Annotated in this window: 29 protein-coding genes and 3 pseudogenes; 15 read left to right on the top strand and 17 right to left on the bottom strand. The window is 69.2% G+C overall.

The window, feature by feature from the left end; genetic code table 11:
* Window positions 1-10: 10 nt before the first annotated feature.
* Together OG589_RS11120 and OG589_RS11115 are read right to left on the bottom strand one after the other, a co-directional pair.
* Window positions 11-1,231 carry a sensor histidine kinase gene (locus tag OG589_RS11120; protein WP_405148436.1) on the bottom strand — a complete coding sequence of 407 codons (1,221 nt, stop codon included), beginning with the start codon at window positions 1,229-1,231 and terminating at the stop codon, window positions 11-13.
* A 1-nt stretch (window position 1,232) separates the two neighbouring features.
* The gene (locus tag OG589_RS11115; RefSeq protein ID WP_405148435.1) at window positions 1,233-1,898 is read right to left on the bottom strand and encodes a response regulator transcription factor; all 666 of its coding nucleotides are present in this window, start codon (window positions 1,896-1,898) and stop codon (window positions 1,233-1,235) included.
* A 189-nt stretch (window positions 1,899-2,087) separates the two neighbouring features.
* Between OG589_RS11115 and OG589_RS11110 the strand changes: the two genes are divergently transcribed.
* Window positions 2,088-2,561 (top strand): hypothetical protein, encoded by a 474-nt coding sequence (locus OG589_RS11110; protein ID WP_405148433.1) that lies wholly within the window; start codon window positions 2,088-2,090, stop codon window positions 2,559-2,561.
* Between the two features lie 42 nt (window positions 2,562-2,603).
* Here OG589_RS11110 and OG589_RS11105 read toward each other — a convergent pair whose 3' ends face one another.
* Entirely contained in the window at window positions 2,604-3,053 is a 450-nt protein-coding gene (locus OG589_RS11105) for a transposase (protein WP_405148431.1), read from the bottom strand.
* 177 nt (window positions 3,054-3,230) lie between these two features.
* Between OG589_RS11105 and OG589_RS11100 the strand changes: the two are divergent.
* A pseudogene (locus tag OG589_RS11100) lies at window positions 3,231-3,469 on the top strand (transposase domain-containing protein); the annotation flags it as partial.
* Window positions 3,470-3,483: 14 nt separating this feature from the next.
* Window positions 3,484-3,831, top strand: a complete 348-nt coding sequence (locus tag OG589_RS11095) for a hypothetical protein (RefSeq protein WP_405152267.1) — start codon at window positions 3,484-3,486, stop codon at window positions 3,829-3,831.
* Here the strand turns inward: OG589_RS11095 and OG589_RS11090 are convergent, their stop codons facing one another.
* The gene (locus tag OG589_RS11090; protein ID WP_405148429.1) at window positions 3,832-4,182 is read right to left on the bottom strand and encodes a transposase; all 351 of its coding nucleotides are present in this window, start codon (window positions 4,180-4,182) and stop codon (window positions 3,832-3,834) included.
* Between the two features lie 193 nt (window positions 4,183-4,375).
* Between OG589_RS11090 and OG589_RS11085 the strand changes: the two are divergent.
* Window positions 4,376-4,594 (top strand): annotated as a pseudogene (locus OG589_RS11085) (IS5/IS1182 family transposase); the annotation flags it as partial.
* A 263-nt stretch (window positions 4,595-4,857) separates the two neighbouring features.
* Here the strand turns inward: OG589_RS11085 and OG589_RS11080 are convergent.
* Genes OG589_RS11080 through OG589_RS11065 form a run of 4 tightly spaced genes read right to left on the bottom strand, consistent with a single transcriptional unit; the run spans window position 4,858 to window position 8,358 of the window.
* Window positions 4,858-6,057: an ABC transporter permease gene (locus OG589_RS11080; RefSeq protein WP_405148427.1), complete on the bottom strand. Its 1,200-nt coding sequence runs from the start codon at window positions 6,055-6,057 to the stop codon at window positions 4,858-4,860.
* Window positions 6,054-6,749, bottom strand: coding sequence for an ABC transporter ATP-binding protein (locus OG589_RS11075; protein ID WP_405152011.1), 696 nt, complete (start codon window positions 6,747-6,749; stop codon window positions 6,054-6,056). Before OG589_RS11075 ends, OG589_RS11080 begins: the two co-directional genes overlap by 4 nt.
* A gap of 41 nt (window positions 6,750-6,790) precedes the next feature.
* The gene (locus OG589_RS11070) at window positions 6,791-7,858 is read right to left on the bottom strand and encodes a peptidoglycan-binding protein (protein WP_405148426.1); all 1,068 of its coding nucleotides are present in this window, start codon (window positions 7,856-7,858) and stop codon (window positions 6,791-6,793) included.
* Window positions 7,855-8,358, bottom strand: coding sequence for a hypothetical protein (locus OG589_RS11065; RefSeq protein ID WP_405148424.1), 504 nt, complete (start codon window positions 8,356-8,358; stop codon window positions 7,855-7,857). Before OG589_RS11065 ends, OG589_RS11070 begins: the two co-directional genes overlap by 4 nt.
* Before the next feature lie 397 nt (window positions 8,359-8,755).
* Between OG589_RS11065 and OG589_RS11060 the strand changes: the two genes are divergently transcribed.
* Entirely contained in the window at window positions 8,756-9,745 is a 990-nt protein-coding gene (locus tag OG589_RS11060) for a universal stress protein (protein WP_405152010.1), read from the top strand.
* A 95-nt stretch (window positions 9,746-9,840) separates the two neighbouring features.
* Here the strand turns inward: OG589_RS11060 and OG589_RS11055 are convergent, their stop codons facing one another.
* Entirely contained in the window at window positions 9,841-10,800 is a 960-nt protein-coding gene (locus OG589_RS11055) for a helix-turn-helix transcriptional regulator (RefSeq protein WP_405148422.1), read from the bottom strand.
* A 63-nt stretch (window positions 10,801-10,863) separates the two neighbouring features.
* Here OG589_RS11055 and OG589_RS11050 point away from each other — a divergent pair, with 63 nt between their 5' ends.
* Window positions 10,864-12,012, top strand: coding sequence for a winged helix DNA-binding domain-containing protein (locus OG589_RS11050; protein WP_405148420.1), 1,149 nt, complete (start codon window positions 10,864-10,866; stop codon window positions 12,010-12,012).
* Between the two features lie 41 nt (window positions 12,013-12,053).
* Here OG589_RS11050 and OG589_RS11045 read toward each other — a convergent pair whose 3' ends face one another.
* Window positions 12,054-12,422, bottom strand: coding sequence for a nuclear transport factor 2 family protein (locus OG589_RS11045; RefSeq protein WP_405148418.1), 369 nt, complete (start codon window positions 12,420-12,422; stop codon window positions 12,054-12,056).
* Window positions 12,423-12,505: 83 nt separating this feature from the next.
* On the opposite strand from OG589_RS11045, the gene OG589_RS11040 reads away from it, so the two are divergent.
* Together OG589_RS11040 and trpD are read left to right on the top strand one after the other, a co-directional pair.
* Complete coding sequence (locus OG589_RS11040) at window positions 12,506-12,757, top strand: FAD-dependent monooxygenase (protein WP_405148416.1); 252 nt, start codon at window positions 12,506-12,508, stop codon at window positions 12,755-12,757.
* 90 nt (window positions 12,758-12,847) lie between these two features.
* Entirely contained in the window at window positions 12,848-13,915 is a 1,068-nt protein-coding gene (gene trpD / locus OG589_RS11035) for an anthranilate phosphoribosyltransferase (RefSeq protein WP_405148414.1), read from the top strand.
* A gap of 85 nt (window positions 13,916-14,000) precedes the next feature.
* Here trpD and OG589_RS11030 read toward each other — a convergent pair whose 3' ends face one another.
* Together OG589_RS11030 and OG589_RS11025 are read right to left on the bottom strand one after the other, a co-directional pair.
* Window positions 14,001-14,807: an ABC transporter permease gene (locus OG589_RS11030; RefSeq protein WP_405152009.1), complete on the bottom strand. Its 807-nt coding sequence runs from the start codon at window positions 14,805-14,807 to the stop codon at window positions 14,001-14,003.
* A 26-nt stretch (window positions 14,808-14,833) separates the two neighbouring features.
* Window positions 14,834-15,814: an ATP-binding cassette domain-containing protein gene (locus tag OG589_RS11025; protein ID WP_405148412.1), complete on the bottom strand. Its 981-nt coding sequence runs from the start codon at window positions 15,812-15,814 to the stop codon at window positions 14,834-14,836.
* Between the two features lie 194 nt (window positions 15,815-16,008).
* On the opposite strand from OG589_RS11025, the gene OG589_RS11020 reads away from it, so the two are divergent.
* Complete coding sequence (locus tag OG589_RS11020) at window positions 16,009-16,788, top strand: TetR/AcrR family transcriptional regulator (RefSeq protein ID WP_405148410.1); 780 nt, start codon at window positions 16,009-16,011, stop codon at window positions 16,786-16,788.
* 40 nt (window positions 16,789-16,828) lie between these two features.
* On the opposite strand, the gene OG589_RS11015 is transcribed toward OG589_RS11020, so the two are convergent.
* On the bottom strand, window positions 16,829-17,236 hold the full coding sequence (locus OG589_RS11015) for a hypothetical protein (protein WP_405148408.1): 408 nt from the start codon (window positions 17,234-17,236) through the stop codon (window positions 16,829-16,831).
* 638 nt (window positions 17,237-17,874) lie between these two features.
* On the opposite strand from OG589_RS11015, the gene OG589_RS11010 reads away from it, so the two are divergent.
* On the top strand, window positions 17,875-18,402 hold the full coding sequence (locus OG589_RS11010) for a GNAT family N-acetyltransferase (RefSeq protein ID WP_405148406.1): 528 nt from the start codon (window positions 17,875-17,877) through the stop codon (window positions 18,400-18,402).
* Window positions 18,403-18,488: 86 nt separating this feature from the next.
* On the opposite strand, the gene OG589_RS11005 is transcribed toward OG589_RS11010, so the two are convergent.
* Together OG589_RS11005 and OG589_RS11000 are read right to left on the bottom strand one after the other, a co-directional pair.
* Window positions 18,489-18,740, bottom strand: a complete 252-nt coding sequence (locus tag OG589_RS11005; RefSeq protein ID WP_405152008.1) for an ATP-binding protein — start codon at window positions 18,738-18,740, stop codon at window positions 18,489-18,491.
* 100 nt (window positions 18,741-18,840) lie between these two features.
* Window positions 18,841-19,212: pseudogene (locus OG589_RS11000) on the bottom strand (ATP-binding protein); the annotation flags it as partial.
* A gap of 220 nt (window positions 19,213-19,432) precedes the next feature.
* Here OG589_RS11000 and OG589_RS10995 point away from each other — a divergent pair.
* Window positions 19,433-20,032, top strand: coding sequence for a hypothetical protein (locus OG589_RS10995; protein ID WP_405148405.1), 600 nt, complete (start codon window positions 19,433-19,435; stop codon window positions 20,030-20,032).
* An 88-nt stretch (window positions 20,033-20,120) separates the two neighbouring features.
* Here the strand turns inward: OG589_RS10995 and OG589_RS10990 are convergent, their stop codons facing one another.
* Complete coding sequence (locus OG589_RS10990) at window positions 20,121-20,585, bottom strand: phosphate-starvation-inducible PsiE family protein (RefSeq protein WP_405148403.1); 465 nt, start codon at window positions 20,583-20,585, stop codon at window positions 20,121-20,123.
* Window positions 20,586-20,879: 294 nt separating this feature from the next.
* On the opposite strand from OG589_RS10990, the gene OG589_RS10985 reads away from it, so the two are divergent.
* Window positions 20,880-22,889 carry an erythromycin esterase family protein gene (locus OG589_RS10985; RefSeq protein WP_405148401.1) on the top strand — a complete coding sequence of 670 codons (2,010 nt, stop codon included), beginning with the start codon at window positions 20,880-20,882 and terminating at the stop codon, window positions 22,887-22,889.
* Between the two features lie 100 nt (window positions 22,890-22,989).
* Window positions 22,990-23,418, top strand: coding sequence for a DUF2267 domain-containing protein (locus OG589_RS10980; RefSeq protein ID WP_405148399.1), 429 nt, complete (start codon window positions 22,990-22,992; stop codon window positions 23,416-23,418).
* Window positions 23,419-23,475: 57 nt separating this feature from the next.
* Here OG589_RS10980 and OG589_RS10975 read toward each other — a convergent pair whose 3' ends face one another.
* Entirely contained in the window at window positions 23,476-23,826 is a 351-nt protein-coding gene (locus OG589_RS10975) for a hypothetical protein (protein ID WP_248966318.1), read from the bottom strand.
* 265 nt (window positions 23,827-24,091) lie between these two features.
* Between OG589_RS10975 and OG589_RS10970 the strand changes: the two genes are divergently transcribed.
* Together OG589_RS10970 and OG589_RS10965 are read left to right on the top strand one after the other, a co-directional pair.
* Complete coding sequence (locus tag OG589_RS10970; RefSeq protein WP_405148397.1) at window positions 24,092-25,003, top strand: ATP-binding protein; 912 nt, start codon at window positions 24,092-24,094, stop codon at window positions 25,001-25,003.
* Window positions 25,004-25,193: 190 nt separating this feature from the next.
* Entirely contained in the window at window positions 25,194-25,499 is a 306-nt protein-coding gene (locus OG589_RS10965; RefSeq protein WP_405148396.1) for a thioredoxin family protein, read from the top strand.
* Window positions 25,500-25,631 lie beyond the last annotated feature (132 nt).

Here is a 25,631-nt window from a genome sequence, read left to right as displayed (position 1 = left end):
ATAGCAAGGGCTACTCATCTGCCATGCGGCAGGTGGGCGTGGGAAGTGTGACTGTGACGATCAGCCCGCCCTCAGGCCGGGCATTGGCGGCGACGGTGCCGTGGTGGGCACGGGCGATCGACCTGACGATGGACAATCCGAGGCCGCTCCCCGCCGCGTCATGGCGCAGACGCTCGCCGTCGCCCCGGCGGAAGGGCTCGAACAGCTGCTCCACCTGCTGCGAGGTGAGGTCGGGGCCGGTGTTGGCGACGATGAGCTTGGCGCTGTCAGCACCGGCGCGGGTCGTCACCTCGACCCAACCGCCCGGGACGTTGTACCGCACCGCATTGTCGATGAGGTTGCCCAGCAGGTGGTCCAGCAGGACGACGTCACCCTGGACCCAGGCACGGCGCAGTCGCAGCCGGAGGTCCACCTCCGCCGCCGCCGCCGGCTGGGCGCGGACCTCGGCGACGTCACGGGCGACGTCCGCCAGGTCGAGCCGCCGGGTCTCGGCGAGTCCTCGGTCGCCGCGAGCGAGCAGGAGCAGGTTTTCGATGAGGTGCTCACTGCGCCGTGAGGCGGAAAGGACGCGGTTCATGGCCGGGAGCAGGTGCTCGGGGACCTGGCCGCTGGTGAGCGGGACCTCGACGGCGGCGCGCTGGATGGTGAGCGGAGTGCGCAGTTCGTGGGAGGCGTTGGCCGCGAACCGGCTCTGACTGTCGAAGGCGGACTGCAAGCGGGTGAGCATCGCGTCGAAGGTGTCGCCGAGTTCCTTCAGCTCGTCGTGCGGCCCGGGCAGGGCCAGCCGCCGTCCGAGGTCGTGCTCGGACAGGTGGCGTGCGGTGTCGGTTATATGGTGCAGACGGGCTAGGGCGCGCCCGGCGATGTACCGGCCGGCAAGGGCGGCCAGCGCGATGATCACGAGCATGGCGACGGCTGAGCGCAGTAGCAGGTCCGACAGCACCGCAGAGTTGTAGCTGGCCACGACCTGCTTAGGAGCAGAGGCGCTGTAGCTCGCGGGGGCTCCCGGGCTCTTCAAGATCTGTCCGGAGCCGGTCTGCCCGGACAGCCAATCGTCGTTGGGGACCACCTGGACGGCCTGCACCAGCTCATCACCTCGCGACGCGAGGCTGTCGGCGACGATCAGGTAGACGTAGCTGAGAAGCAGCAGTCCGCCGATCGTGAACACGGCGGTGTAGATCAAGGTCAGCTTGCCCCGCACGGTGAGCCGGAAACGTGGGAAGGTCCCCATGTCAGCTGGCGCCGATCCGGTAGCCGTGAACGGGAACGGTCTGGATGACGGGCGGGTCGCCGAGCTTGCGCCGCAGCCCGTGCACGACCACCTTCAGCACGCCGCTGAAGGGATCGAGGTTGGCGTCCCACACCTTCTCCAGCAGGTTGACGGCGGGGACGGGGGCGCCATCGGCGCGCAGCAACTCCTCCAGCACGCCGAACTCCTTGGGGGTCAGCTCCAGCGCCCGGCCGTCCCGGCTCGCGATGCGCCGGTGCACGTCCAGGACCAGGCCGGCCCGGGTGAGGACCGGCGGCGCCGCAGGCCGTGCCCTCCGGGCTAGGGCGTGTACGCGCGCCAGCAACTCGGGGTAGGCGAACGGCTTGGTCAGATAGTCGTCAGCGCCCAGGGTGAGTCCGCCCACCCGTTCGCCGAGGGTGCCGGCGGCGGTCAGCATGAGGATCCGCGCCGTCACCTCCGGCATCCCCACTAGGGCGCGGCAGATGTCGTCTCCGTGGACGAGCGGCAGGTCACGGTCCAGGATGATCACGTCGTAGTCGTGGACGGTGGCCATCTCCATGCCGGTGCCGCCGTCGTAGGCGATGTCGGTGGCGATGCCCTCGGCACGCAGGCCCTCCCCGACGATGTCGGCCAGCGTGGCCTCGTCCTCGACGATCAGAACGCGCATGTGGTGCCTCTCCCGATGTGTGACCTCGTCGTCCGATGCAATCAACCGGGAGGTTAAGTACTGGTTAGTGCCGCTCACCCACTGTGAACGGGGGCGGTCCTGCCTAACCACGGCGTAACCGCGTATGCGCTTACCTGATGGCCGCCGGTCGGCTTCACACCGGTTTCCTCGGGCACAAGGGAGAGACCCATGCGTATCAGCAGAACGCTCGCGTTTGTGGCGTCGTCGCTGGCTCTGGCGTCAGCGCTGGCCGCCTGTGGCCAGAGCGCGCCCAACGATACCTCGGCCGGCAAACCTCTTGGGGCCGGCTCGGGCTCCGCACAGGACAAGGCGTCTCAGGACGCAGGACTGAAGTACGCCAAGTGCATGCGAGAGAACGGCATCGACATGCCGGATCCGAAGCCGGGAGCGGGGTCGGGTCAGGCTGCTTTGAAAATGGACGACAAGACTACGAAGGCGCTGGAGAAGTGCAAGCAGTTCATGCCGGTCGACCCGAACGCGCCAAGCGAAGATGAGCAGTTCCAGCAGATGGTGACATGGGCGCGTTGTATGCGCGGCAAGGGCTTCGACGTCCCGGATCCCAAGCGGGGAGAGGCCCAGAGCATGCCTTCTGGCGACCCGGGCAAACTTCAGAAGGCAGTGCAGGAATGCTCGCAGAAATGACGACCGTCGCCTTCATACCGCGGTCGGCCGTCCGGGTCACGATCACGACGACGGTACGCCATGGCGGTCCTGCATAACCCAGTGCCGGCAAGCGGCTCTTCCCAAGCCTCCCGCCTTCCTGGCACGGCTCCGGGTTGCGTTGACGGAGGTGGGGTAAGAGTTTCCGCTGGTAGAGGCGTGGCGTCGTGAGATGAGGACGGCTGTCGCGTGCCGCTTCAGCGCACGGTCGCCGAAGGGGTTGAGTCGATGGCGGGTGTTCTTGCCGCTGCCGGCCTCGATGGGACTGACGCCGGTCAGCGCGGCAAAGGCCGCCTCACTGCGGAAGCGGCCGGGACCTGACCAGGAAACCCGGCATTGGGCTGCGGTGATGACCCCGACGCCGCGCATCTGCAGCAGATGGCCGGCGTGCCCGGCGAGGAGCTCGGGCCGGCTCCTCATCGGCGGCACGACCTCGTTGGTCAGGTCGCGGATGCGGTGGGCCAGGCGCTGCATCACGGTGCTCCGAGTGCGTTCGGGGCTTCACCCAAGGCCGGGTAGTCAAGGTGCTCGTGGCGCTGTCAAGTACGTGAGTTCGCAGGACGTGGGAACGGAGATCCAGTAGACAGGTGTTCTTCCACAACCATCTGTCGGAGAACTGGATCTCCGTTGATTACTGAGTCCGCCAGGTCCATCGCGCCCAGCGCCATCGAGACAGGCCCCGCCGAGGCGGTGTTCGCGCCCGGGCATTTGGGTGAGCTGACCGCGCTCGTGCCGTTCGAGCTCGTCGACGCGATCCTTCATGAGACGCGCAACGTGCAGCGCCGCCTGCGTTCTCTGCCCTCGCGTGTCGGGTCTACTTCCTGCTGGCGATGTGCCTGTTCCCCGAGGTCGGCTACCAGCTGGTCTGGCAGAAGCTGACGGCGCCGCTGACCACCCCAGGGCGATGGTCAACGCCGCCGAGTCCCGGCCCGGCACCGATCCGGACCGCTGCGGCTTCTCCATCGCCCTGCACACGGCCCGCGATCTGGTCGTTCAAGCCGCAGGCGTCACCGACCACGGCACCAACCTGGTCGGGGTCATCGGGCGCCGCGTCCTGGCCCATCTGCTTCCGCGCCGCCGCCCGCCGATGAGCACCCGCAAGGTCAAGTCACCGATCTCCCGCTACAACGAACGACGAGACGACGGCCGGCCCGACCGCAGCCAGCCCGTCACCGCTCTCACCATCGCCGTCCTTGCAGCCCCCGCCGGAGCCGCCGCTTCCCACGGCGTCCCGGGACGACCGACTCGCTAACTACCCGGCCTTGGGTGAAGCCACCACTACGGTCCGCACGGCTTTGGTCTGGCTGGAGTAGGGCGTGACCACCTGCAGCCGGTGGTGCCGCAACCGCAGATACTCCGCGATCACCGCGGCGTCCCGGCATCGGACTTGGCGCCCGACAGTACCTGCCCTTCCCCGCCAAGTCTTGATCGCGTTCGGGCTGGCCGGCACAACCGCGTGCCGCGCCTCTAACAGCAGGTCGACCAGGCGGCCGTTGGACCCTTCGATCACGATGGGAACCAACTCGGGGTCACCGTACTTCGCCAGCCGTCGTATCAGCTGCGCGATTCCCTCCGCCGAGTGCTTGATGGAAAACCTGGCCACCAACTTCCCGGCCTCGTGCGCACCTTGGCCAGGACGTCGTCACCGCCCTGGAGAAGGCTGCCGAACAGGAGAAGGCCTAGCAAAAGGCGGCGGCCCGGAAGGAAAAGGCGGACAGAACGCCCGGCAACGACCCCGAGCGGGAAGAACGGCAACGCATCCGGCGCCGGCGCAAGCTCCGGCTGAAAGCTGCCCTGCTCGGATCCCAGAAAAGAAGGACCAGGCCGCCAACCGGAAGAAGAAGGGCAGCAAGGGCGGCCGGCCCGTCAGCCACGACGCCGACCTCTACAAGGAACGGAACACCGCCGAGCGTCTAATCAAAAAGCTGAAGGCCTGGCGAGGCATCGCCACCCGCTACGGCAAGACCCCTGAGAGCTACCTCGCCGGCCTCCACCTTCGCGCCGCGATGATCTAGATCAAAGACCTCGCCCGAACCAACCCTTGATCACAACCAAATACGCGCCCTAGCAGGCCAACTCCCGGGTGGTCACTAAGCGGCGCTCTGCGGCGCATCTCCCTGTCGCCGGTCCCTGGCCTCCAAGAGCCGAGGGCGGCAGTGTGGATGTGGCCCTCATAAGGCGACCACTCCAGGCCGTCACCCCGACTCCCGCCAAGTCACCAGACACCTTCTTGCCGTCTGGCAAAGCCATGGCGCGTTCCATGCCAGGCCCGGCAGCCTCAAGGAGTTGCCAGCGCCTCGGTGGGCGACAGGCGGGCGGCGCGCACGGCGGGCCAGAGGCCAGCCAGCGTCCCGATGAGGGCGGTGGCGGCCACGCCGACGGTGACGGCGTCGGTGGGTACGACGATCTGCCAGCCCTGTGCCATAGCGTACCCGGCCGTCACCAGGCTGCCCAGGACAGCACCGGCCACCCCGCCCAACGTCGAGAGTACGACGGCCTCGACCAGGAACTGCCCGCGGATGTGACCCCGGTTGGCCCCAAGTGCCCGGCGCAGCCCGATCTCGCTTCGCCGCTCCAGCACGGAGATGACCATGGTGTTGACCACGCCAACGCCGCCGACGACCAGGGCGACGGCACCGAGCCCCAGCAGCAGCCCGGTGAAGGTCGCCTCGGCCGCCTGCTTGGCCGCTAGCGCGTCGGAGGGACGGGAGACTTTGACCTCCCCGGGCTGCTGGGGATTGGCGGTGGGGGCGAGCAGTTCCCGCACCTGGCCCAGCAGGTCCTCCTTGCCACGGATGAAGACGGTGGTGGGGTGGCCCTTGTGGCCAAACAACTTTCGTGCGTTCTCGGAGCCGACCAGGACGGCTGTGTCGAGTTCGGGGGCGAGTTCGACGGGCTCGAGGATGCCGACCACGGTGTGGTAGACCTCCCCGATCAGCACCTGGACACCCGGGCCGGTCCGGCTGACGCCGAGGCGGGCGGCACTGGTGTAGCCCAGGACCACCGTTGGGTAGCGAGCGGTGGCGGTGGTCAGCCATTTGCCGAGGGCGAGGCGAGCCTTCAGGACCGGCAAGAGGTTGAGATCGGCGACGCAGACGGAGATGCCGCCGCTCTCGCCCTTGGGGATCTTGTCGGTGCGGTAGACGGGCTCTTCGTCGAGCTTGGCGATCGAGGTGACCTGCTGGACGCCGCCGATCCGGCGGATCATGGCCGGCGCCTCCGGCGGCAGCTTCGCCTCGCCGCCGAAGACCCCCTGTCCTGGGGCGACGGTGAGCAGGTTCGTGCCGAGCCTGCTGATCTGGGCGTCCAGTGCTGCCCGGCTGGAGGCGGAGATGCCCACCACGGCTACCATCGCCGCGATCCCAATCGCGATGCCCAGCGCGGACAGGAATACCCGCATCGGACGGGCGCGTAGGCCGCTGGCGCCGACACGCAGCAGATCGGCGGGGGACAGGTGGATCCGGGTCGGCCTGCTCACGGCTGATCCTCCAGGCGTTCGTCGGCCACGACCTGTCCGTCGCGCACCTGGATGCGGCGGGGCAGCGACGCGGCCAGTTGACCGTCGTGCGTGATGATAACCACGGTGGAGCCCGCCGCGTTCAGCTCACGCAGCAGCTCTATCACGGCGGCGCCCGAGGCCGAGTCGAGCGCGCCGGTGGGCTCGTCGGCCAGGAGCAGCACCGGTTGGCCGACGACGGCGCGGGCGATGGCGACCCGTTGCATCTGGCCGCCCGACAGCTGGTGCGGCCGGTGGTGCATCCGGTCGGCCAGCCCCACCCGCTCCAGCGCGGCCTCAGCCTCGTTCCTGCGCTCCCTGCGGTTCATCCCCGTGTACAGCAGCCCGTCGGCCACGTTGTCCAGCGCACTGATCCCGGGCGCGAGGTGGAAGCGCTGGAAGACGAAACCGATGGAACGGGCGCGCAGCGCGGCGGTCTGGTGGTCGCCGAGGGTGCCCACGTCATGGCCGTCCACCAGGACGGTCCCAGAGGTGGGGACGTCCAGCGTGCCGAGCAGGTTCAACAGGGTCGACTTGCCCGACCCAGAGGGACCGACGATGGCGACCAGCTCTCCCCGGTGGACGGTGAAGCACACCTCGCGCAAGGCATGCACACCTCCGGGGTAGACGCGTGAGACGCCGACGAGCTCGACGGCCGGGGTCGCCTGCCGGATCAGCGGGTGCGGCGTCGACTGGACGGCCGAGGAGAGCGAAGTCACTGCGCCACCTCCACTTGCGCTCCGGCGACCAGGCCCTGGCCCGACACCTCCACTTTTCCGGCGGCGAACATGCCGGTGGTGACCTTCACATCGCGCGTGGTCCCACCAGGCCCGACGAGCGTCACGCCATAACCGCCACCGGGCATCGCGATCAGCGCTGACACCGGTACGGCCAGCACGTCCTTTCTGCGGTCGCTGACCAGGGTGACGTCCACCGGGGCGCGCTCGAACCGCCGTACCGATCCCGGCACGGAAACGGTGACGTCCACAGTCGACTGCTTCTCCCCGCTGCCCTCTTGGCTGTCCTTGACGGTGGAGCCGATCTGCGTGACGCTGCCTTTCACCGTTCTGCCGTCGGGGAGGGTGACGGTGACCCGGGTTCCCTTGCGGGCCAGCCGGTAGTCGTCCACCTTGAGCGGGACGATGACCACGCGCCGAGAGGAGGTGACGCTCAGCACCGGCATGCCCGGGGTGACGGACTGGCCGGGAGTGGTCTTACGGCTCTCCACGCGCACCGGGCCCGGAGTGAACCAGATGGTGGCCGGGTCCACCGTTCCGGTCTTCTTCAGCTTGCGATCTCCCTGCCAGCGGCGCACCGCGTCGGCGGTGGCCTTACTGTAGGTGTCGTCGACGGTGAATCCCGTGTACCCCAGGATGGAGAGGCTGGTCTCGAGCTCCCGGACGTCCTTGCCCTTGAGGCCCTCCTTCAGGACCCGGTAGGCGGGGACGTCGCCGTACAGAAGGACCACGTCCACACCGTCGACCTGGTAGACGCGCTTACCTATATCAAGAACGCGGCCCGCTGTCGGTCGCCAGGTCAGTCTGCCCGTTCCCGCGGCCAGAACGTCGCGGCGTCCGGCGTAGCCCAGTGTGCCTTGCACCGTCTTGTGCTCCAGCAGAGTGGTCCGCACGATGGGCGCCACCGCCCGCTGGGGGGCGGTGCGTGGCACCTCCTGAAGCTGTCGCCCGGTAAGGGCCAGTGCCGCGGCGGACGCCACCATCACACCGGACAGCATGGCCGCGCCCACCAGCAGGACGCGTCGGCCACGACGGCGTTCGGTCATGGCTTCACCACCGCTTGGCACTCTCGCGCTGCCTTGAGCACCTTGTCCTGGTCACCGCTCGGCAGGGCGATTCCCTCCCCAGGCTTGGGGTCGGCGATGTCCACGCCCTTCTCGCGCATGCAGCGGGCGAGCTTCACCTGCCTCTGATACATCTCCTCAGGGTCGCCCATGTCGGGACTGGCGGGCATGAGCTTCGCGCACGCCTTGATCGCCTTCTCGGTGGTGGCATCGGGCTTCGCCGCGGCGATCGCCTGGCCGGGCTTAGGGTCTGGCATGTCGACCCCGTGGTCCCGCATGCACTTGGCGTACTTGATCATGCCCTCCTGGTAGGCCTTGTCCTGCTGGCCGCTGGTGGCTGCGCTCCCCGCGCCGGCCACGGCGGTGGCCAACTGCGGCTGTGCGGCGGCCTTCTGTCCCTGCCCGTGGGCGGCGCAACTGGCCGCGATCAGCGCCAGGGCGACCGACGACAGTGCTAGGGCCAGGGGTATCCGGTATCGCATGGAGGCCCTCCTAGATAGGTGGTGGTGCCCGGGGTTCATCAGGAAAACAGGGGAGCGGTTACCTGCCGGTTAGCGCCAGGCGGGCCAGTGCGGCAAGCGCCCGCACTGGCCCGCCGATCGGACTTGCCCTGTCGGCGGCGGGCTTTGCGGTCGGGCTGGTCGGCCTCGACCATCGCCACGCCTCGGGCGTGCAGATGACCGGCCAGGGCGAGCTCGGCCCGGCGCATGTCGGCGCCCTCGCAGCTGCGGCGGGAACGGCGCGGGGCGGCGCGGCGGCAGGGTCTCCCGGTAGCTGTTCAGGACGCTGCCCAACGGCAGCACCATCGACAAGCTGGCGGCGTGCTCCGCTTGCCCCATCTTGATCGTTCGCGGTGAGGCGCTGGAGGGTGGCGATGTCGTGGTCGGGGTCGCCGGGCGCTCAGGGGAGAAGACCGTGCTGGAGTTCGCCTTCCAGGAGGCGTCGCTGAGGCACACCAGGCTGCCTGCAGTCCACGCCTGGACCCATCCGGTCTCCGTTGGGCCTGGTGACATGCTCCCGCTGGTCCACGACGTCGGAAGCGTCGGTGAGGAGGAGGCGCGGTCGCTCGCCGAGACGCTGGCCGGCTGGCGGCGAACGTACCCCGATATCGACCTGGTCGAGGAGGTGGTCCACGGCTCTGCGGGAGAAGCTCTCGTCGAAGCGTCGTCGAATGCCGATCTGGTCGTGATCGGAGCCCGTTCGGGTCTGCGGGGAACGGTATTACCGCCGCCGTCGAAACGCCTGGCTGAGCACCGTCCACACCCGCATCTACGGGCAGATCGGCATCTCACCCCACGACGTCTCAGTCACCCATTGGGTCACCGATTGGACACACTACGCACGGGCAACAGCACACGTGAGACATCGACGGGCGGGGAAGCGGCGCACGCCCGCGCGGCATCACGCCCTGACTGGAGTACCGAAAGCGCAGCGTCGCTGCGCCGAGCGTTGACGGTGGGGGCGAAGGATCAGTCCTCATCGCCAGAGCTGTCCAGCAGGCGGGGAAGCACCCCAAGGGTGGCGCCACCGCCCCCGCCGCAGGTGAGCAGCGCGGCCGGCCCCCCCGCCCCGGCGGCCAAGGCGAGCGCGCAAGCGATCGCCGCGACCAGCGCGGGTGGGGTGAGCGGGGATCGCGAAGCACGGCATGGAGGCCTGCCCTTTCAACGGCGATGCGGATTTCCACCCTGCGCGGCTCGGCGGCGAGCGGCCACCACTCCAAACATCTGCGGACAACCCCGGATCAGATGCCCCACGCCCCGGCAGGCCGCGTCCTGCTGCCCGGCGAGGCGGCCCGGGATCGTCCGACCCGCTCCGTTGTGGTGCGGTGTCCTGCGGCCCTCGCCGAAGTTATCCGGGGCTATCCGGTGACATCCGGAGCCGTGCGCGGCTGCGGACCGGCCGCCACCGCCATTCCCCCAGCCCACCCAGCGGTCGACGGCGGGGTCGTACGGGGCTGGTCCGGTTCATTCTGTGGCGCGGGCGTATCTGGCCGAGAGCTCGCGCAGGTGGGCGACCAGTTCGGGCGGATCTGTGACGGTGAAGTCGTAGCCGAGCATCCCGAGGTGGACAGCGAGCGTCTCGACGCTGTCGGCCCCGGTGTCCAGGACGCAGGTGTGCTCGTCGACCGGCTCGACCGTGCCGACGGCGGGGTTGATCCGCGCCGCGACCGCCTGGGCCTGCGCGTGCACGGTGACCCTGGCCCGGTGGCGCCACGCCGCCGCCGAGACGCGCCGCGACACGTACGCCGCGACGTCGCCGTCCGGCGGCTCGCGTGGGGCGAAGCGGGGCCCGGTGGGCGTACGCGGCTCGATCCTGTCGACGCGGAACGACCGCCAGTCGTCGCGGCCGGTGTCCCAGGCGACGAGGTACCAGCGGCGCCCCCAGTTGACCACGCGGTACGGCTCGACCACGCGGAGGCCGGCCGTGCCGCCGTGGTCGCGATAGTCGAAGCGCAGCCGCTCGTGGTCGCGGCAGGCCGCCGTCAGCACGGTCAGCACGGCGGGGTCCACCGTCGGGCCGGTACGGTCGGCCGGGACCCTCACCGTGTAGGCCTGCAGGGCGTTGACGCGGCGGCGCAGCCGTGACGGCAGGACCTGTTCCAGCTTGGCCAGGGCGCGCAGCGAGGTCTCCTCGATGCCCGCGATCGCGCCGCCCGCCGCGGTGCGCAGCCCCACGGTCACCGCGACGGCCTCCTCGTCGTCCAGCAGCAGCGGCGGCAGGGCCGAGCCCGCGCCGAGCCGGTAGCCGCCCACCGAGCCCCGGGTCGCGTTCACCGGGTAGCCGAGGCTGCGCAGCCGCTCGACGTCATTGCGCACCGTGCGGGTGCTCACGCCGAGCCGTTCGGACAGCTCGGACCCGGTCCAGTCGCGGGGGGTCTGCAGCAGTGACAGCAGGCGGAGCAGCCGCGCCGAGGTTTCCAGCATGACCGACATCCTGCCAGCCAATTAGGAACCAGCCCGTCCTAATGGATGTCTAGTGTCGGGGACATGGCAGACACCCAGGTCCGGCGCCGCCCCGTGACCACCTCCTCCCCGGCCCCGCTGCTCAGCCGGAGGGCGCTCAACCGCGCGACACTGGAGCGGCAGTCGCTGCTCAGCCGCTCCGCCATGCCGGTGACCGAGGCCGTCGAGCACCTGGTCGGCATGCAGGCCCAGACGCCGCACACCTGGTACACCGGCCTGTGGACCCGCCTCGCCGGGTTCCGCCCCGAGCACGCCGCCGACCTGCTCACCGGCCGCCGCCTCGTACGTATCCCGCTCATGCGCTCGACGATCCACCTGGTCAGCGCCGCCGACTGCCTCGCGCTCCGGCCGGTCGTCCAGCCGGTGATGGAACGCGGCCTGAACGCCAACTTCGGCAGGGACCTGGCCGGAGTCGACCGCGAGGAACTGGCCGCGGCGGGCCGGGCGCTGGTCGAGGAGCGCCCACTGACGTTCGGGGCGCTCGGGAGGCTGCTCGCCGAGCGGTGGCCCGGCCGCGACCCGGGCTCGCTGGCGCAGGCCATGCGCGCCTGGGTGCCGCTGGTGCAGGTGCCGCCGCGCGGGTTGTGGGGCCGCAGCGGGCCGATCGCCCACACCACCGCCGAGTCCTGGCTCGGCGCCGGCGTCACCGCCGAGCCGTCGCCGCGGCGTATGGTCCTGCGCTATCTGGCCGCGTTCGGGCCCGCGACGGTGATGGACATCCAGACGTGGTCCGGGCTGACGCGGCTGAGCGAGGTGGTCGAAGCGCTGCGGCCCGAGTTGCTCACCTTCCGCGACGAGGAGGGACGGGAGCTGTTCGACCTGCAGGAGGCCCCTCGCCCCGGGCCTGACACCCCCGCGCCGCCGAGGTTCCTCTACGACTTCGACAACCTGCTGCTCTCCCATGCCGACCGCCGCCGCGTGGTCACCGAGGACTACCACCGGCAGGCGTACGACCGGCACGGGCCGGTCCCCCAGCTCCTGCTCGTCGACGGGTTCACCGGGGGCGACTGGAAGATCACCGGTCAGCGGGGCGCGGCCGTGCTCACCATCCGCCCCTATCGGCCCCTGTCAGGACCGGACGCCGCGGCGGTGACCGAGGAGGGCGCCCGGCTGCTCGAATTCGCCGCGCCGGACGCCGAGTCCCACGACGTCCGGCTCCTGCCCGCCCCCTGACCCACTGGTGCCCGCCCTGGCGGCAGGGCGTACGCGGACGTTCAGGCGGCCGGCACCTTGTCGAGGAAGCCGTGAACGTCGCGCAGGTGGCCATCCTCGGTCAGCACCGCGACATCGAAGCCGTCCACGAGCGACTCGGCATCGGCCGCCGGGGCCAGCTCCCAGGTGAACCGGACCAGGTTGTGGTGGGCGTCGGCCAGCCCACCGAGGCGGAACACGAACCCCGGGAACTGGCCCTGCACGGCCGCGATGGTGGCGTCGATGGCCGCACGCCCCTCGGCGACCGCGAGCGGGTCGACGTAGGTGCCGTCCTCGGCCCAGAGGCGGTCGACCGCCGCACGGCGTGCCGCCGGGTCGGTCTCGTTCCAGGCCGCGATGTACTGGTTCAGCAACTCGTTGACGTCGCTCATCGTCATGGCTCCTAAGAAAGGGCCGGATGGAACCGGCGTTGTCGGTGGGATAGAGCGGGGCGAATCGCCCCATACCGTCAACGATGGCGGTACCGGGCGCGAGAGTCGATTACGCCACAGGTAACCGGGGCTGGTCGGGCGGCGCGACCCGGTGGCAGCGGTATGAAGGGCTCACCCTCGCCGTGGACCTCGCCCGCCGAGGCGTCGGCTTCCGCATCGTGGACCGCTCTCCCACCCACCCGGCCGGCTCGCGCGGCAAGGGCCTGCAGCCGCGGACCCTGGAGGTCTTCGACGACCTCAGTGCCGTTCGTGATGATGAGTTCCGGCGCCAGTGATCGGCACAGGGCCCCTTGGAGGCGGCGCCTGCCGGTGACTACGCTCGGAGACACCGCCCGGCCCGCCGCGATCGTATCGAGAGGATCCAAGTGACTGAGCCCGCCCGCTCCTGGCCACGCCTGCTCGCAGCGCTCCTGCGCGGGCAGGACCTCCATGCGGACGACACCCGATGGGCCATGCGGCAGGTCATGGACGACGCGGCCGGCCCCGCTCAGCTCGCCGGGTTCCTGGTCGCCCTGCGCGCCAAGGGTGAGAGCACCGCGGAGCTCCGCGGAATGCTCGACGCCCTCATGGAACGGGTCGTCCCCCTGCCCATCGACGGCGCGGACGGCGCGGACGTCGTCGACGTCGTCGGCACCGGCGGCGACGGCGCCCACACCGTGAACGTCAGCACCATGGCGGCGATCGTGGTCGCCGCCGCCGGCGCCCCGGTCGTCAAGAACGGCGGCCGATCGGCGTCCAGCAAGGCCGGGGCCGCCGACGTCCTCGAAGCCCTGGGCCTGCCGCTCGACCTCACGCCCGACGACATCACCCAGTGCCTGCGCGAAGTCGGCATCGGCTTCACCTTCGCCCCGCGTTTCCACCACGGGCTGCGGCACGCCGGTCCGGTGCGCAAGGCGCTCGGCGTTCCCACCGCCATCAACTACCTGGCGCCGCTGACCAACCCCGCCGGTCCCCGTGCCGCCCTCGTCGGCTGCTCCAACTCCGCCCTCGCCCCCGTCCTCGCGAGCGTACTCGCCGAACGGGGCGCCGACGCCCTGGTCGTGCGCGGAGAGGACGGCCTCGACGAGATCACTACCGCCGCACCCACCAGCGTCTGGATCGCCGACAGCGGCGGCGTCCGGCAGGAGACGCTGGATGCCGCCGACTTCGGACTCGCGCGCAGCACACCGGACGCGCTCCGCGGCGGTGACGCCGCGTACAACGCCTCGGTCGTCCACCGGGTCCTGGCCGGTGAGCCGGGCGCCGCCCGCGACGCCGTCCTCGCCAACGCGGCCGGAGCCCTCGCCGCCCACCGCGGCTTCGGCGGCGGCCTCCATGACGCCTTCGCGACCGGTCTGGAGGAAGCGCGCCACGCCATCGACAGCGGCGACGCCACCACCACCCTCGAGAACTGGCTTAAGCTCGCGTCATCCCTGGCCGACCGGCAACGCTGAACGCAATACGACCGGCCATGCTGTCCCGACTCACGCACGGGCCGGCCCCGCCTCGGGCACCGAGCGGAGGACCGACCGGTGACCGTCAGCGGCTCAGGAGACGATAGCGGCGGGCCGACAGCGGGAAGAAGACCGCCAGGAGCAGCACCGGCCAGACGACCGCCATGAGCGGCGCGTGCTGCGCGGCCCAGGAGTCACCGCCCCAGCCCGGGTTGCCGAACAGCTCCCGGGTCGCCGCGACCGTCGCCGACATCGGATTCCACTCGGCGATCGCGCCGAGCCACCCCGGCATCGTGGCGGGCGAGGCGAAGGTGTTGGACAGGAACCCGAGGGGCCACACCAGGATCTGCACCGCCATGACGGCCTCCGGGCTCTTGATCACCAGCCCGAGGTGGATGCCGATCCACAGCAGGGCGAAGCGCAGCAGCAACAGCAGCCCGACCGCCGCCAGCGCCGCCCCGGGGCCGTCGTGCCAGCGCCAGCCGACCGCGAGCCCGCAGGCGACCATGACGGCCAGGCCGAGGACGGAGTTGAGCATGTCGGCGACGGCGCGCCCGACGACCACGGCCGAGGCGGCCATCGGCATCGAGCGGAACCGGTCGGTGACTCCCCTGGCCGCGTCGGTACTGACCGAGGTGAACGTCGTCTCGATGCCGAAGACCATGGTCATGGCGAACATGCCGGGCATCAGGAACTCGCGGTAGTCCCCGCCGCCGGGAACCGTCATCCCGCCGCCGAACAGGTAGCCGAACATCAGGACGACCATGACGGGAAACAGCAGTCCGACGATGACCTGGGACGGCTGGCGGGCCCAGTGCGACAGGTCGCGGAGCGTGATCGTCCAGCCGTCGGCGAGGGCCCACCGCACCCTGCTCAGCCGAGCCCGCGGCATCGCGGGGACCTCACTGGTGGTGATCGTCACGCCTGCACCTCCTGTCCCGGTTCGGCGTGCTCGGAGCGGTGCCCGATGAGGCGCAGGAACACCTCGTCCAGCGTGGGGCGGCGTAGCACGACGTCCTCGGGGGTGATCCCCGCGTCGTCCAGCGCCCTCACGATCTCGGTCAGCGCGGCCACGCGGTCGCGCACCGGGGCGCTGATCCGGCGGGTGTCCCGGTCGGTCTCCGCCTCGGTTCCCGCCACCCGCGCGACGATCGCCGCGGCGGCGGGGAGTTCCCCGGCGGTGCGCAGCACGACGTCGATCCGGTCGCCGCCGATCGCCGACCTCAGCTCGCCGGGGCTGCCCTCGGCGATCACGCGCCCTGAGTCGATCACGCAGATCTTCCCCGCGAGCTGGTCGGCCTCCTCCAGGTACTGCGTGGTCAGCAGGACGGTGGCGCCCTCGGCCACCAGCGAGCCGACCGCCGTCCAGACCTCGTTGCGCCCACGCGGATCCAGACCCGTGGTGGGCTCGTCGAGGAACAGCACCGGCGGGGAGAGGATCAGGCCGGCCGCGAGGTCGAGCCTGCGGCGCATGCCGCCGGAATACCGCCCGACCGGCTTGCTCCCCGTGTCCGCCAGCCCGAACCGCTCCAGCAGCTCATCGGCCCTGCGGCGGGCGCGGGCCACGGAAAGGTGGTAGAGCCTGCCGAACATCACCAGGTTCTGCCGGCCGCTCAGCACCTCATCGAGGGCGGCGTGCTGGCCTATCAGCCCGAAGCGGCGGCGCGCCTGCGCCGCCTGCCGTACGACGTCGAACCCGGCGACCTCAGCACGGCCGCCGTCGGGCCGCAGCAGCGTGGTGAGAATGCGCACGGCTGTGGTCTTGCCCGCACCGTTGGGGCCCAGCAGCCCGCACACCGTGCCCTCCGGCACGGCCAGATCGAACCCCGCCAGAGCCTCGGTGTCGCCATACCGCTTACGCAGCCCCTCGCCCAGGACCGCATAACCCGAAGAACCCACTTCGCCCTCCCGTTCACCGTTCCGTACGACGTACCGTACAGCATACGATTCATGCGGCGAACGCTAAGGAACGGCAAGGCGAAAGGAGGCACGGAGCCGCACACGGAGAGCCGCATGAGCACGCCGAGCAGAACAGCGAGACCACGAGACCGGCTCGGGAGGATGGCCGACGTGGACGATAGGATCGGCCCACGATGACGACCGAGTACACCGGCGCGGGAGATCCCGCACGCAGCCTGGCCCTGCTGTGGCGCACCCGGGAGAAGTCCAGCAGAAAGGGCAAGCCCGACCTCAGCGTCGACCGCATCGTCCGTGCCGCGATCGAGGTCGCCGACGCCCAAGGCCTCGCCGCCCTCTCGATGCGCCGCGTGGCCGAGCACCTCGGCGTCGGCACCATGTCGCTGTACACGTACGTCCCCGGCAAGGCCGAACTTCTCGATCTCATGCTCGACCTGGTCTACGGCGAGCCCGCCAGACCCGCCGTCGTCGAAGGCGGATGGCGCGTCCGGCTCGAGCTCATCGCCCGCGAGAGGTGGGCGCTCTACCAGCGCCATCCGTGGATGCTGCACGTCGCCACGAGCCGCCCGCTATTGGGTCCCAACGCCGTCGCCGCCTACGAGTACGAGCTGGGCGCCGTTGACGGCATCGGCCTCACCGACGTGGAGATGGATTCGGTCGTCACCCTGGTGTCCGGTTACGTCCACGGCGCGGCGCGGGGGGCGGTCGAAGCCGAGCAGGTCGAGCAGAGAAGCGGCATGACCGACGAGCAGTGGTGGTGGGCCCACGCCCCCTACCTCAGCAAGGTCATGGACGCGAGGCGCTTCCCCCTGTCCGCCCGGGTGGGCACCGCCGCCGGCGAGGCCTACGGCGCCGCCTACGACCCCGGCCAGGCCTTCGAGTTCGGCCTCGCCCGCATCCTCGACGGCATAGAAACCTTGATCAACACCCGCACCTCCACTCCCGAATGCCCTTAACCCCGCCTCAACTCCCGTCATCGGCTTCCAAGGAATGGGCTCAACGCCCAGGACCGTGTAGCGGCCGGTGTGAGCGCTTTGCCACCGGTGCGAGCGCTTTGCCGCCGGTGTGGAGACGCGGGGATGTGTCGACCACGCGCTGACTTCCCCGCTCCTCCATGCCTCTCAAGCTTGACGCGGCTCCCAGCGCGGTTGCGGCCCGTTCCGCCTGCCCGACGGCCAGGCGCCATTCGGCCACGCCCTCCAGCACCGTGGCTCTCGCCGTGTCGTCCTCGGTTCGCGCGATCAGCCGCAGCGCGCGCCGCAGCGGTTCGCGGGCACCGTCCGGGTTCCCCGACAGGGTCTCCACCCTGGCCATTTCAAGCTCGACGAACGCCACCAACTGCGGCGGCACGCCATACACCAGTGATGCTTCGCGCGCCCCCGGCACCAGCGACAGCCAGTACAACGGATATCGACCGGAGTCTAGCCTCGAGAATTTCGTTGGCTTTGTCGGCTGATAAAGAAAATTCCGTCAAGGGTGCCGGATATGATGTTGGTCACTCCTGGATTTGTGTGACTCGTAAACGCGCCGAGCTGCTGACCTGGCCTGATGCCGCGAGGCTGGCGCTTTATGAAAGAGCAAGACCGTTTCCCCTGATTTAGTCATCGCACCCGCGGCCGGGTTGGCCAGCGCAGCGAGAACGCAGAAACGTCCGACTGCACCGATCCACGAATTCGCGTCAGGAGATCGAAAGCGAGCAGCTGCGGCTATGCTCCATGGCGGCATCTGCTCCCTCCGATCCAATTGCCAAGGCCGCAACCCGTTCATGGCTGGTTTTGTTCGTGGGAACTGACCGCACTTGCTCGTGAGTTTTGACCGCACTTGGCAGCCGGAAGCATGATCTATGTTCGCGAGAAGTGACCGCACCTTTGGCGGCTGCGGGTCTGCGGCCGTGGTCGCCCTGGTGCGGGGTGAGCGGAACCGTGCTCCCGCCAGGTCGCGGCCGCTCGGGCATAGCCGGACCACGTGGGGAACGTGGTGAGCGGTTGGCGCTTCTGCTTCGGCGGTAGCGGGGCGGTGGCTAGTCGGACATGATGTAACGAATGACCACTGTGCGCATGATTGCGGATCAAGAACCCGTTGAGATCGTCATTGCGGATGAGAGCGATCTCCCCGGGATCGTCGATATCTTGAACGACGTGGCGGCAAGCTCGATCGCAACCTTCGATACCCGGCCGACCAGCGTGGCCGAGCGGCAGGCCTGGTTCGAGCAGTTCTCCCCGACAGGCCCCTACCGGCTGCTGGTCGCTCGGCGTCACGGTCGAATAGTCGGTTACGCCTGTAGCCAGCCCTACCGGAACCACGAGGCGTTCCGGGACACTGTTGAGCTCAGCGTTGCTCTCGACGCTGGTTGCCGGAGCGGGGGCGTGGGAACGTCGCTGTATCGAGCCTTATTCGAAAGCATCGCCGACGAGCCGATCCACGCCGTCGTCGTGGGAATCGCCATGCCTAACGACGCGTCGGTCGCCCTCCATCGCAAGTTCGGCTTCACAGAAGTCGGTACCTTCCGCGAGTACGCCACCAAGAACGGCCAGTACATCAGTTCGCTGTGGATGCAGCGGCTCTTCTGACTGTCGACTGTTCGCGCCTCGAAGGATGAGTTGTCGGCCAGGTGGGTCTACCAAGGCTCTGGCGATGGGATGGGGACCGATGAGGGTCAGCCGGCGGCATGTTCGGCTCGAGCGCGGGTCTGGGCGAGGCGGTAGGAGTCGGTGCCGGTCTCGATGATGTTGCCGCCGAAGGTGAGGCGGTCGACGATGGCGGCGCAGAGGCGGGGGTCGGTGAAGGTCTTGGTCCAGCCGCTGAAGGACTCGTTGGAGGCGATCGCGACGCTGGCCTTCTCCTCTCGCTCGGTTAGTACCTGGAAAAGGAGCTCGGCGCCGCGCCGATCGAGTTCCATGTAGCCCAGCTCGTCGACACAGAGGAGGTCGACGCGGCCGTAGCGGTTGATGGTCTTGGTCAGCTGCTTTGTCGTCGGCGGCCTCGACGAGCTCGTTGACGAGCTTAGTAGCGAGGGTGTAGCGGACGCGGTAGCCGGCCATGGCCGCCTCGGTTCCCAGGGCGATGAGCAGGTGGGACTTGCCGGTGCCGGAGTCGCCGATCAGGCAGAGGGGAAGGCCTTTCTTGACCCAGTCGCAGGCGGCGAGGGTGTTGATGACGGCGGGGTCGACGTTCGGGTTGGCGTCGAAGTCGAAGGCTCGCAGGGACTTCTGGCGGGGGAACCCGGCGGCCTTGATGCGCCGTTCGGAGCGGCGGCGGGCGCGGTCGTCGCACTCGGCCATGAGTAACTCGGCGAGGAAGCCACGGTAGGACATCTGCTCGCGGGCGGCGGCCTCGGCCAGGTCGGGGAACTGGGTGCGGACGGTGGGCAGTCGGAGCATCCGGCATGCCTGGTCGACGGCGGCATCGGCGGCCTGCTCGGTCAATCCGCGGCGGGGCTTTGAGGTCATGGCCTGGCGTTTCCTTCCTGCGCGATTCCGGTTCGGCGAAGCAGCTGGTCATAGGCGGCGACGGAGGGCAGCGGGCGGGTGTCAGGCGGTAGCTTCTCCAAGCGGCGGGCTGTCAGGGATGCGACTGCGGGCGGGGTAGCTGGCCCGGGCCTTGGAGATACCACCCCAGAAATCTCAGCGGGCCGCCCCGCTCACCGCCCAGCAACGTCTCGCCCTTCTCGGACGCGTACTCACCGACGACACCAGCCCGCCGCGCACGCGGGTCGCCGCGATCCTGCTACTGCTCTACGCCCAGCCCGTCAGCCGAATCATTCGCCTCACCCTGGAAGACGTCATCCACGACAACGGCCAGATCTTCATCCGGTTCGGGCAGCCGCCCTCACCCGTCCCCGAACCATTCTCGGCCCTGCTCCTGGACTACCTCGCCACCCGCGCCGACATGAGCACCGCCACCAACCCCAACTCGCCCTGGCTATTCCCCGGCCGGCGAGCCAGACAGCCGCTGCGACCCGAAGCACTCGGCAGACAGATCACCAGGATGGGAGTTCCCACCATCGCAGGCCGCAGTGCCGCGATCCGCCAACACGTCCAGGACAGCCCCTCACCGATCGTCGCAGACGCCCTCGGTTACCACCCCGTCACCACCGCCAAGCTCGCCGCCGAGACCGGAACCACCTACAGCCGCTACGCCCCTGGCGACCACGGACAGTCACCGCGCCCCTTGCCAAAGCGACGAACTGACGACAGTTGAATACGCGAGCTCACCAGTCCCGAGGGCCGTTGCCGCGCGAATCGGTGACCGAGGTGACGCGGCGGTGAGGTGGAGGTGATGGCGCGTCTCACGACCTGGGTGAGGCCGTTTCGCTGGGCCAGCGCCGTGACCACCGGGCGAGAGCGAGCCCGGCCACGAGCAGGAAGGCCGCCCCGGCATAGGTGGTGAGCTCGATGAGCTGTTCGCGGCCGAGCTGCGGCGTCTGGGTGACGGTATGCCTGACGACCACCGACAAGATATGCCGGACCAGCGCGATTATGCCCACGATGATGAAGGGCTCCAGCAGGAGGTGCCCGCCTTGGAGGTGGGTGAGCACCGTGACGAAGATCTCGAGCACTATCAGCACCAGGAGGAGCTCCTCGATGGTGATGATGATGGCCTCCGGCCAGGAGGAGTGGCTTTGCACGATGCTGAAGCCGAGCTGCACCAGGACGCCCGTCGCCAGGATCAGCAGGAAGACGCAGACCGCGTAGAGAATCGCGTGCTCGGCGTTCGCGAGAAGTTGCAGAGCCCGCCTGCTAGGTGTGCTCATGGTGTTCGGCGGTGGTGGTGCTGCTAGCGGTGGCGCGTCCCGCGCCTGCGGTTCGTCCGGCATGACGGCCCCCTTGACCAGAATTCAGGGGGAGTGCACACAACAACCTTAGTCCGCCGCTTCCGGATCTCGGTCTCCCCTCCGACGGGGCTCCGGGAGGCGTCGCAGCCCCACTAGGCGGCCCGGTCCGCATGCTCAAACAATAGGCATATAACCGGTTTCATTGAATATGCACCGGTTTGTCGGGTTTTAGCGGGGGTAGGGCATGCGCGTCCTCTCAAGGAGGCGGTAGCCATGTCGAACCGCTTGTTCCAGAACCGGCGCGACGCGGGCCGGGTTCTCGCCGGGCTCCTTGAAAAGTACCGAGGCCGGTCTGACATCGTCGTTCTGGGGCTGCCGCGGGGCGGCGTGCCGGTGGCATACGAGATCGCCATGGCCCTGGACGCCCCGCTCGACGTCTTCCTGGTACGCAAGCTGGGCGTTCCCGGAAGGGAAGAGCTCGCGATGGGAGCGATCGCGAGCGGGGGAGTGGTCGTTCTCAACGACGACGTCATCAGGGGCCTGGACATCCCGCCGGAAACGATCCAGCAGGTGGCCCAGCGCGAGGGCCAGGAACTGCTGCGTCGTGAACGGGTCTACCGGGAGGGACGCCCGCCGGTGGATGTCGCGGGCAAGACGGTCATCGTGGTGGACGACGGCCTCGCGACGGGGGCGAGCATGCGCGCCGCCATCCACGCCCTGCGCCGCCAGCGGCCCGCCGCGATCGTCGTCGCGGTACCGGCCGCTCCCGAATCGACCTGCCAAGACTTCGCCGCCATCGTGGACGAGATCATCTGCGCCACCACGCCGTCGCCCTTCCTGGCGGTCGGGCGGTCGTACTGGGACTTCGACCAGACCACCGACGAGGAAGTGCGCGATCTGCTGCGCGCCGCGTCCAGGTCGCGCCCGGTGACGACGGACACCCGGGCGGTCAGCGACGTGGCCGTCATCCGATCCGAGGCGCTTCCCACCGAGGACGGCACGCCGGATGATCGTACGCTGTTCGATCTTGTCGGGGACGCTCGCTTTGTCCTGATCGGCGAAGCGTCCCACGGTACCCACGAGTTCTACGCGGCCCGCGCGCGGATGACCCGCCGGCTCATCGAGGAGAAAGGGTTCTGCGCCGTGGCCGCGGAGGCGGACTGGCCGGACGCCTACCGAGTGAACCGGTACGTTCGCGGCCGCAGCGACGACGCAACCGCCGAGGAGTCGCTGCGCGGCTTCGAGCGCTTCCCGACGTGGATGTGGCGCAACGCGGTGGTGCTCGACTTCGTCGGGTGGCTGCGCGATCACAACGACGACGTCGGGGAGGAGCGGGCGAAGGCGGGGTTCTACGGCCTGGACGTCTACAGCCTCCACCGGTCCATCCACGAGGTCGTCTTCTACCTCGAGCGGGTCGACCCGGCGGCCGCGGCCCGGGCGCGCGAGCGTTACGCCTGCTTCGATCACCACTCGGGTGACGACGGCCAGGAGTACGGCTTCGCCGCGGCCTTCGGGGCGGGCGAATCGTGTGAGCGGGAGGTGGTCGAGCAACTGGTCGACCTGCAGCGCCACGCGATGGACTACGCGCGGCGTCATGGGTTGCTCGCCGAGGACGAACTGTTCTGCGCCGAGCAGAACGCCCGGGTGGTCAGGGCGGCGGAGGAGTACTACCGCACGATGTTCGGCGGGCGGGTCTCCTCCTGGAACCTGCGTGATCGTCACATGACGGAGACCCTGGAGGCGCTGGCCGACCACCTGAGCCGCCAGCGGGGCCGTCCGGCGAAGATCGTCGTGTGGGCGCACAACTCCCACGTCGGTGACGCCCGGACGACCGAGGCGGCGACCCGTGGCGAGTTCACCATCGGTCAACTCGTGCGCGAGCGGCACCCCAACGACTGCCGCCTGATCGGATTCACCACCTACACAGGGACGGTGACCGCCGCCGACGACTGGGGCGGTGCGGCCGAGCGCAAGCGGGTGAGGGCGGCGCTCGCCGAGTCGATCGAGGAGTTGCACCACGAGGCCGGGCAGAAGGAGTTCCTGCTCTCGTTCGGCGTGGCCCCGAGGACCGCCGAGGCGTTGCGCAAGGCACGCCTGGAACGGGCGATCGGCGTCATCTACCGGCCGCAGACCGAGCGGCAGAGCCACTATTTCCGGTGCCGGGTGTCCGAGCAGTTCGACGCGGTGATCCACATCGACGAGACGCGGGCCGTCGAGCCTCTCGAACGCACCGCCCAGTGGGAAAAGGGAGAAGTACCAGAAACCTACCCATTCGCCGTTTGAGGCATCGGGGGATACGCGGCGCCGGATCAGCCGGCTCTCGCCTGCCCGAGCCCGCGTCACCCGGCCGCAGCCGGCGTACATCAGCAAGGAGGCAGAGCTGATGGCGGAAACGGGATACTCGTCTTTCAACACCACCGTCGACAAGACCAACCACCTGCTGAAGCAGATCGAGCAGGCGTACGGATGGCCCAAGGAGCGGCGAAATCAGTCATATGCCGCTTTGAGGGCGGTTCTACATGCGTTGCGTGACCGCCTGACCGTCGAAGAGGCCGCCCAGCTGGGAGCCCAGCTGCCGATGCTGGTCCGCGGCATCTATTACGAAGGCTGGAACCCCACCGATGTCCCCGTCAAGATGGACAGGGAAGAGTTCCTGGCCCGTGTACGGAAAGAGTTTCCGTACGCGGTCAAGGGCGGTGCCGAACACCTGATCGAGACGGTCCTCAACGCTCTGAGGATCTATGTCACCGAGGGCGAGTGGGACGACATCAAATCGAGCATGCCGAAAGAGCTGGCCGAGGTCCTTCCGTAGCGGACGCAAGGCTTTCGCGTCATCGAGGAACCGGCGGCTCCGCGCCGCCGGCACCCGTCACATCAGCTCGTCCAGCATGCCGTGCAGGTGGGCGGCGGCCACCTCGACGTCGGTGTACTTCCGCTGCGCGGCCCGGACCTCCGCCGCGATGACGCCGCACCGGTGCACGTTCTCGAAGTCACCGTAAGGGAATTTGTACCTCCCCTTGGTGTCCTCACCCATCTCGTCGTCCACGCCGAGATGCCACTTCCCGTACTCATCGAGCCCGTGCTTCTCGATGAACTCGTTCTCCTGCGCGGCCGACGGCTGATGCTCACTCCAGTCGTCCATCACATCGAGCACGACCCGCTTCTCCTTGACCAGGCTCTTAGCGTTGTCGAACCCCCGCTGGTTCAGCTTCACCGCCATGGCTCTTCCCCTGTCCGCAGTGCTGAGCATCCGCCTCTTTACTGGGGATGTACCCATCGGATCGCCGCGGTCGCGCCCGCCGAAGAGCCCGCACCGGCCTGCGCCCCCGGAGGCCGACATCGAGCCGTTTCAGCAGCTCACGTAGCTTGGGGGTATGGGTTCATGGTCGTTGAGACCGCGCCCACGGTCGATCCGCGGACGGATCACCCTGCTGACCCTTGTGATCACCACGCTGGTCCTGGTGCCCATGGCAGTGATCACAAGCATGGCCATCCACCGAACCGGATGGGTCGATACCGCCATCGGCGCCGAGACAGTCACGCTGATCACGCTCACGGGCGCGGCCACCTGGATGCTCGTCGGCCAGGCACTGGAGCCGGTCGACGCCATCCGGGCACAGCTCGCCGAGATCACCTTCAACGACCTCAGCGATCGCATCCCCCAGCCGTCCGGCGATGACGAGGTGGCCAGGCTCGCCCGCACCGCCAACCAGACCCTCGGCCGGCTGGAGGAAGCCGTGCATGTACGACGGCAGACCGTCTCCGACGCCACGCACGAGCTGCGTACTCCCCTGGCCGGGTTACGCCTCCAACTGGAGGAGGCCCGGCTGCATCCCGGCGAGACCGAACTGCTGGAGCTGCTGGACCGCCTGCTGGGCGACGTCGACCGGCTGCAGCAGATCGTGACGGACGTGCTCTATCTGGCAGGCGTCGAGGCCACCGGCGCCGTCGGCCGGGAACAGGTGGACCTGGCCGAGTTCGTGCGCAGGGGGCTGAAGCACCGCCGCGATCCTCTTCCGACTCAGCTCTTCCTGCAGGAGGGAGTCACCGTGGACGCCGTACCTGATCAGCTCGGCCGGGCGCTGGGCAACCTGCTGGACAACGCCCAACGACACGCCGATCAAACGGTGGGAGTGGAGGTGCGAGCTGAGGGGGACACCGCCTTGCTGGTGGTCTTCGATGACGGCTCGGGGATCGCCGAGCCCGACCGCGACAAGATCTTCGAGCGTTTCATCCGGCTGGACGCCGCCCGAAGCCGCGACCGTGGCGGCAGCGGCCTGGGCCTGGCGATCGCCGCCGTTGTGGTGCGCGCCCACGGAGGGACCATACGCGTGCAGGAATCTCCCACTGGCGGTGCGACCTTCGAAGTGCAGCTACCCCTCGGCGGTGTTTCCTGATGCGGAAGGCTCTCAGCCATCTCACCCCGGGCGAAGGGCGCCGCGAGGTCAACGACTGTCAGGTTGGAGGATGTGGGGCTCCTCGGCTGGCAAGGGTCGACAGTATGTCTCGTACGAGGACACCGCAGGCGGCCGGGAGCAGGCGCGGGGAACCGCGCGGAACTCCGCCTGGAGAAGGGAGCAGACGCCGATGTCATCCTCGTCCATCGTGAAGTGCCGCGAGTGCGGGCGCGGGAACCGTGTACCCGCGGCGTCCGGCGGGACACCGCGCTGCGGTGACTGCCACGAGCCGCTGCCGTGGGTCGCCGAGGCGGGTGACGACGACTTCGCCGAGTTCGTCGAGGCGGCGTCCATCCAGGTTCTCGTGGACTTCTGGGCCGAATGGTGTGGTCCGTGCAAGATCGTGTCCCCGATTCTGGAACAGCTCACCCCGCCCTTAAAGCCGGGTGAGGAGCGCCGGGCTTCAGCGTCCAGGTCGGCGGTGTCGCCATGGTAACCCTTGGCGATGTCTCCGGCGGTACGGCGAAGCCCCGGCAGCGCCACCCCGCACGCGCCGACAACCCAGGCCGGTTGGCGGCGGACTCGTTCGACGCCGAGCAGCACGCCGCTGAGCGGGTCACTCGACGAC

Origin of the sequence: Sphaerisporangium sp. NBC_01403, assembly GCF_045040145.1 — a bacterium.
GTDB lineage: Bacteria > Actinomycetota > Actinomycetes > Streptosporangiales > Streptosporangiaceae > Sphaerisporangium > Sphaerisporangium viridialbum.
Note: the sequence above shows the minus strand (reverse complement) of the source record. Positions and strands in the feature narration are given on the sequence as shown.

What these genes read in the sequence shown, in the direction of transcription:
- OG589_RS11105 (WP_405148431.1), bottom strand. Translation starts at nt 3,053, where the DNA reads ATGCAGCGCCTGGCCCACCGCATCCGCGACCTGACCAACGAGGTCGTG.
- OG589_RS10985 (WP_405148401.1), top strand. Translation starts at nt 20,880, where the DNA reads ATGTCGAACCGCTTGTTCCAGAACCGGCGCGACGCGGGCCGGGTTCTC.
- OG589_RS11040 (WP_405148416.1), top strand. Translation starts at nt 12,506, where the DNA reads ATGGCGGTACCGGGCGCGAGAGTCGATTACGCCACAGGTAACCGGGGC.
- OG589_RS11065 (WP_405148424.1), bottom strand. Translation starts at nt 8,358, where the DNA reads ATGCGATACCGGATACCCCTGGCCCTAGCACTGTCGTCGGTCGCCCTG.
- OG589_RS11120 (WP_405148436.1), bottom strand. Translation starts at nt 1,231, where the DNA reads ATGGGGACCTTCCCACGTTTCCGGCTCACCGTGCGGGGCAAGCTGACC.
- OG589_RS10970 (WP_405148397.1), top strand. Translation starts at nt 24,092, where the DNA reads ATGGCCATCCACCGAACCGGATGGGTCGATACCGCCATCGGCGCCGAG.
- OG589_RS11095 (WP_405152267.1), top strand. Translation starts at nt 3,484, where the DNA reads ATGGTCAACGCCGCCGAGTCCCGGCCCGGCACCGATCCGGACCGCTGC.
- OG589_RS11030 (WP_405152009.1), bottom strand. Translation starts at nt 14,807, where the DNA reads ATGCCGCGGGCTCGGCTGAGCAGGGTGCGGTGGGCCCTCGCCGACGGC.
- OG589_RS10990 (WP_405148403.1), bottom strand. Translation starts at nt 20,585, where the DNA reads ATGAGCACACCTAGCAGGCGGGCTCTGCAACTTCTCGCGAACGCCGAG.
- OG589_RS10980 (WP_405148399.1), top strand. Translation starts at nt 22,990, where the DNA reads ATGGCGGAAACGGGATACTCGTCTTTCAACACCACCGTCGACAAGACC.
- OG589_RS11110 (WP_405148433.1), top strand. Translation starts at nt 2,088, where the DNA reads ATGCGTATCAGCAGAACGCTCGCGTTTGTGGCGTCGTCGCTGGCTCTG.
- OG589_RS11055 (WP_405148422.1), bottom strand. Translation starts at nt 10,800, where the DNA reads ATGCTGGAAACCTCGGCGCGGCTGCTCCGCCTGCTGTCACTGCTGCAG.
- OG589_RS11070 (WP_405148426.1), bottom strand. Translation starts at nt 7,858, where the DNA reads ATGACCGAACGCCGTCGTGGCCGACGCGTCCTGCTGGTGGGCGCGGCC.
- OG589_RS10965 (WP_405148396.1), top strand. Translation starts at nt 25,194, where the DNA reads ATGTCATCCTCGTCCATCGTGAAGTGCCGCGAGTGCGGGCGCGGGAAC.
- OG589_RS11020 (WP_405148410.1), top strand. Translation starts at nt 16,009, where the DNA reads ATGACGACCGAGTACACCGGCGCGGGAGATCCCGCACGCAGCCTGGCC.
- OG589_RS11115 (WP_405148435.1), bottom strand. Translation starts at nt 1,898, where the DNA reads ATGCGCGTTCTGATCGTCGAGGACGAGGCCACGCTGGCCGACATCGTC.
- OG589_RS11010 (WP_405148406.1), top strand. Translation starts at nt 17,875, where the DNA reads ATGACCACTGTGCGCATGATTGCGGATCAAGAACCCGTTGAGATCGTC.
- OG589_RS10975 (WP_248966318.1), bottom strand. Translation starts at nt 23,826, where the DNA reads ATGGCGGTGAAGCTGAACCAGCGGGGGTTCGACAACGCTAAGAGCCTG.
- OG589_RS11045 (WP_405148418.1), bottom strand. Translation starts at nt 12,422, where the DNA reads ATGAGCGACGTCAACGAGTTGCTGAACCAGTACATCGCGGCCTGGAAC.
- OG589_RS11050 (WP_405148420.1), top strand. Translation starts at nt 10,864, where the DNA reads ATGGCAGACACCCAGGTCCGGCGCCGCCCCGTGACCACCTCCTCCCCG.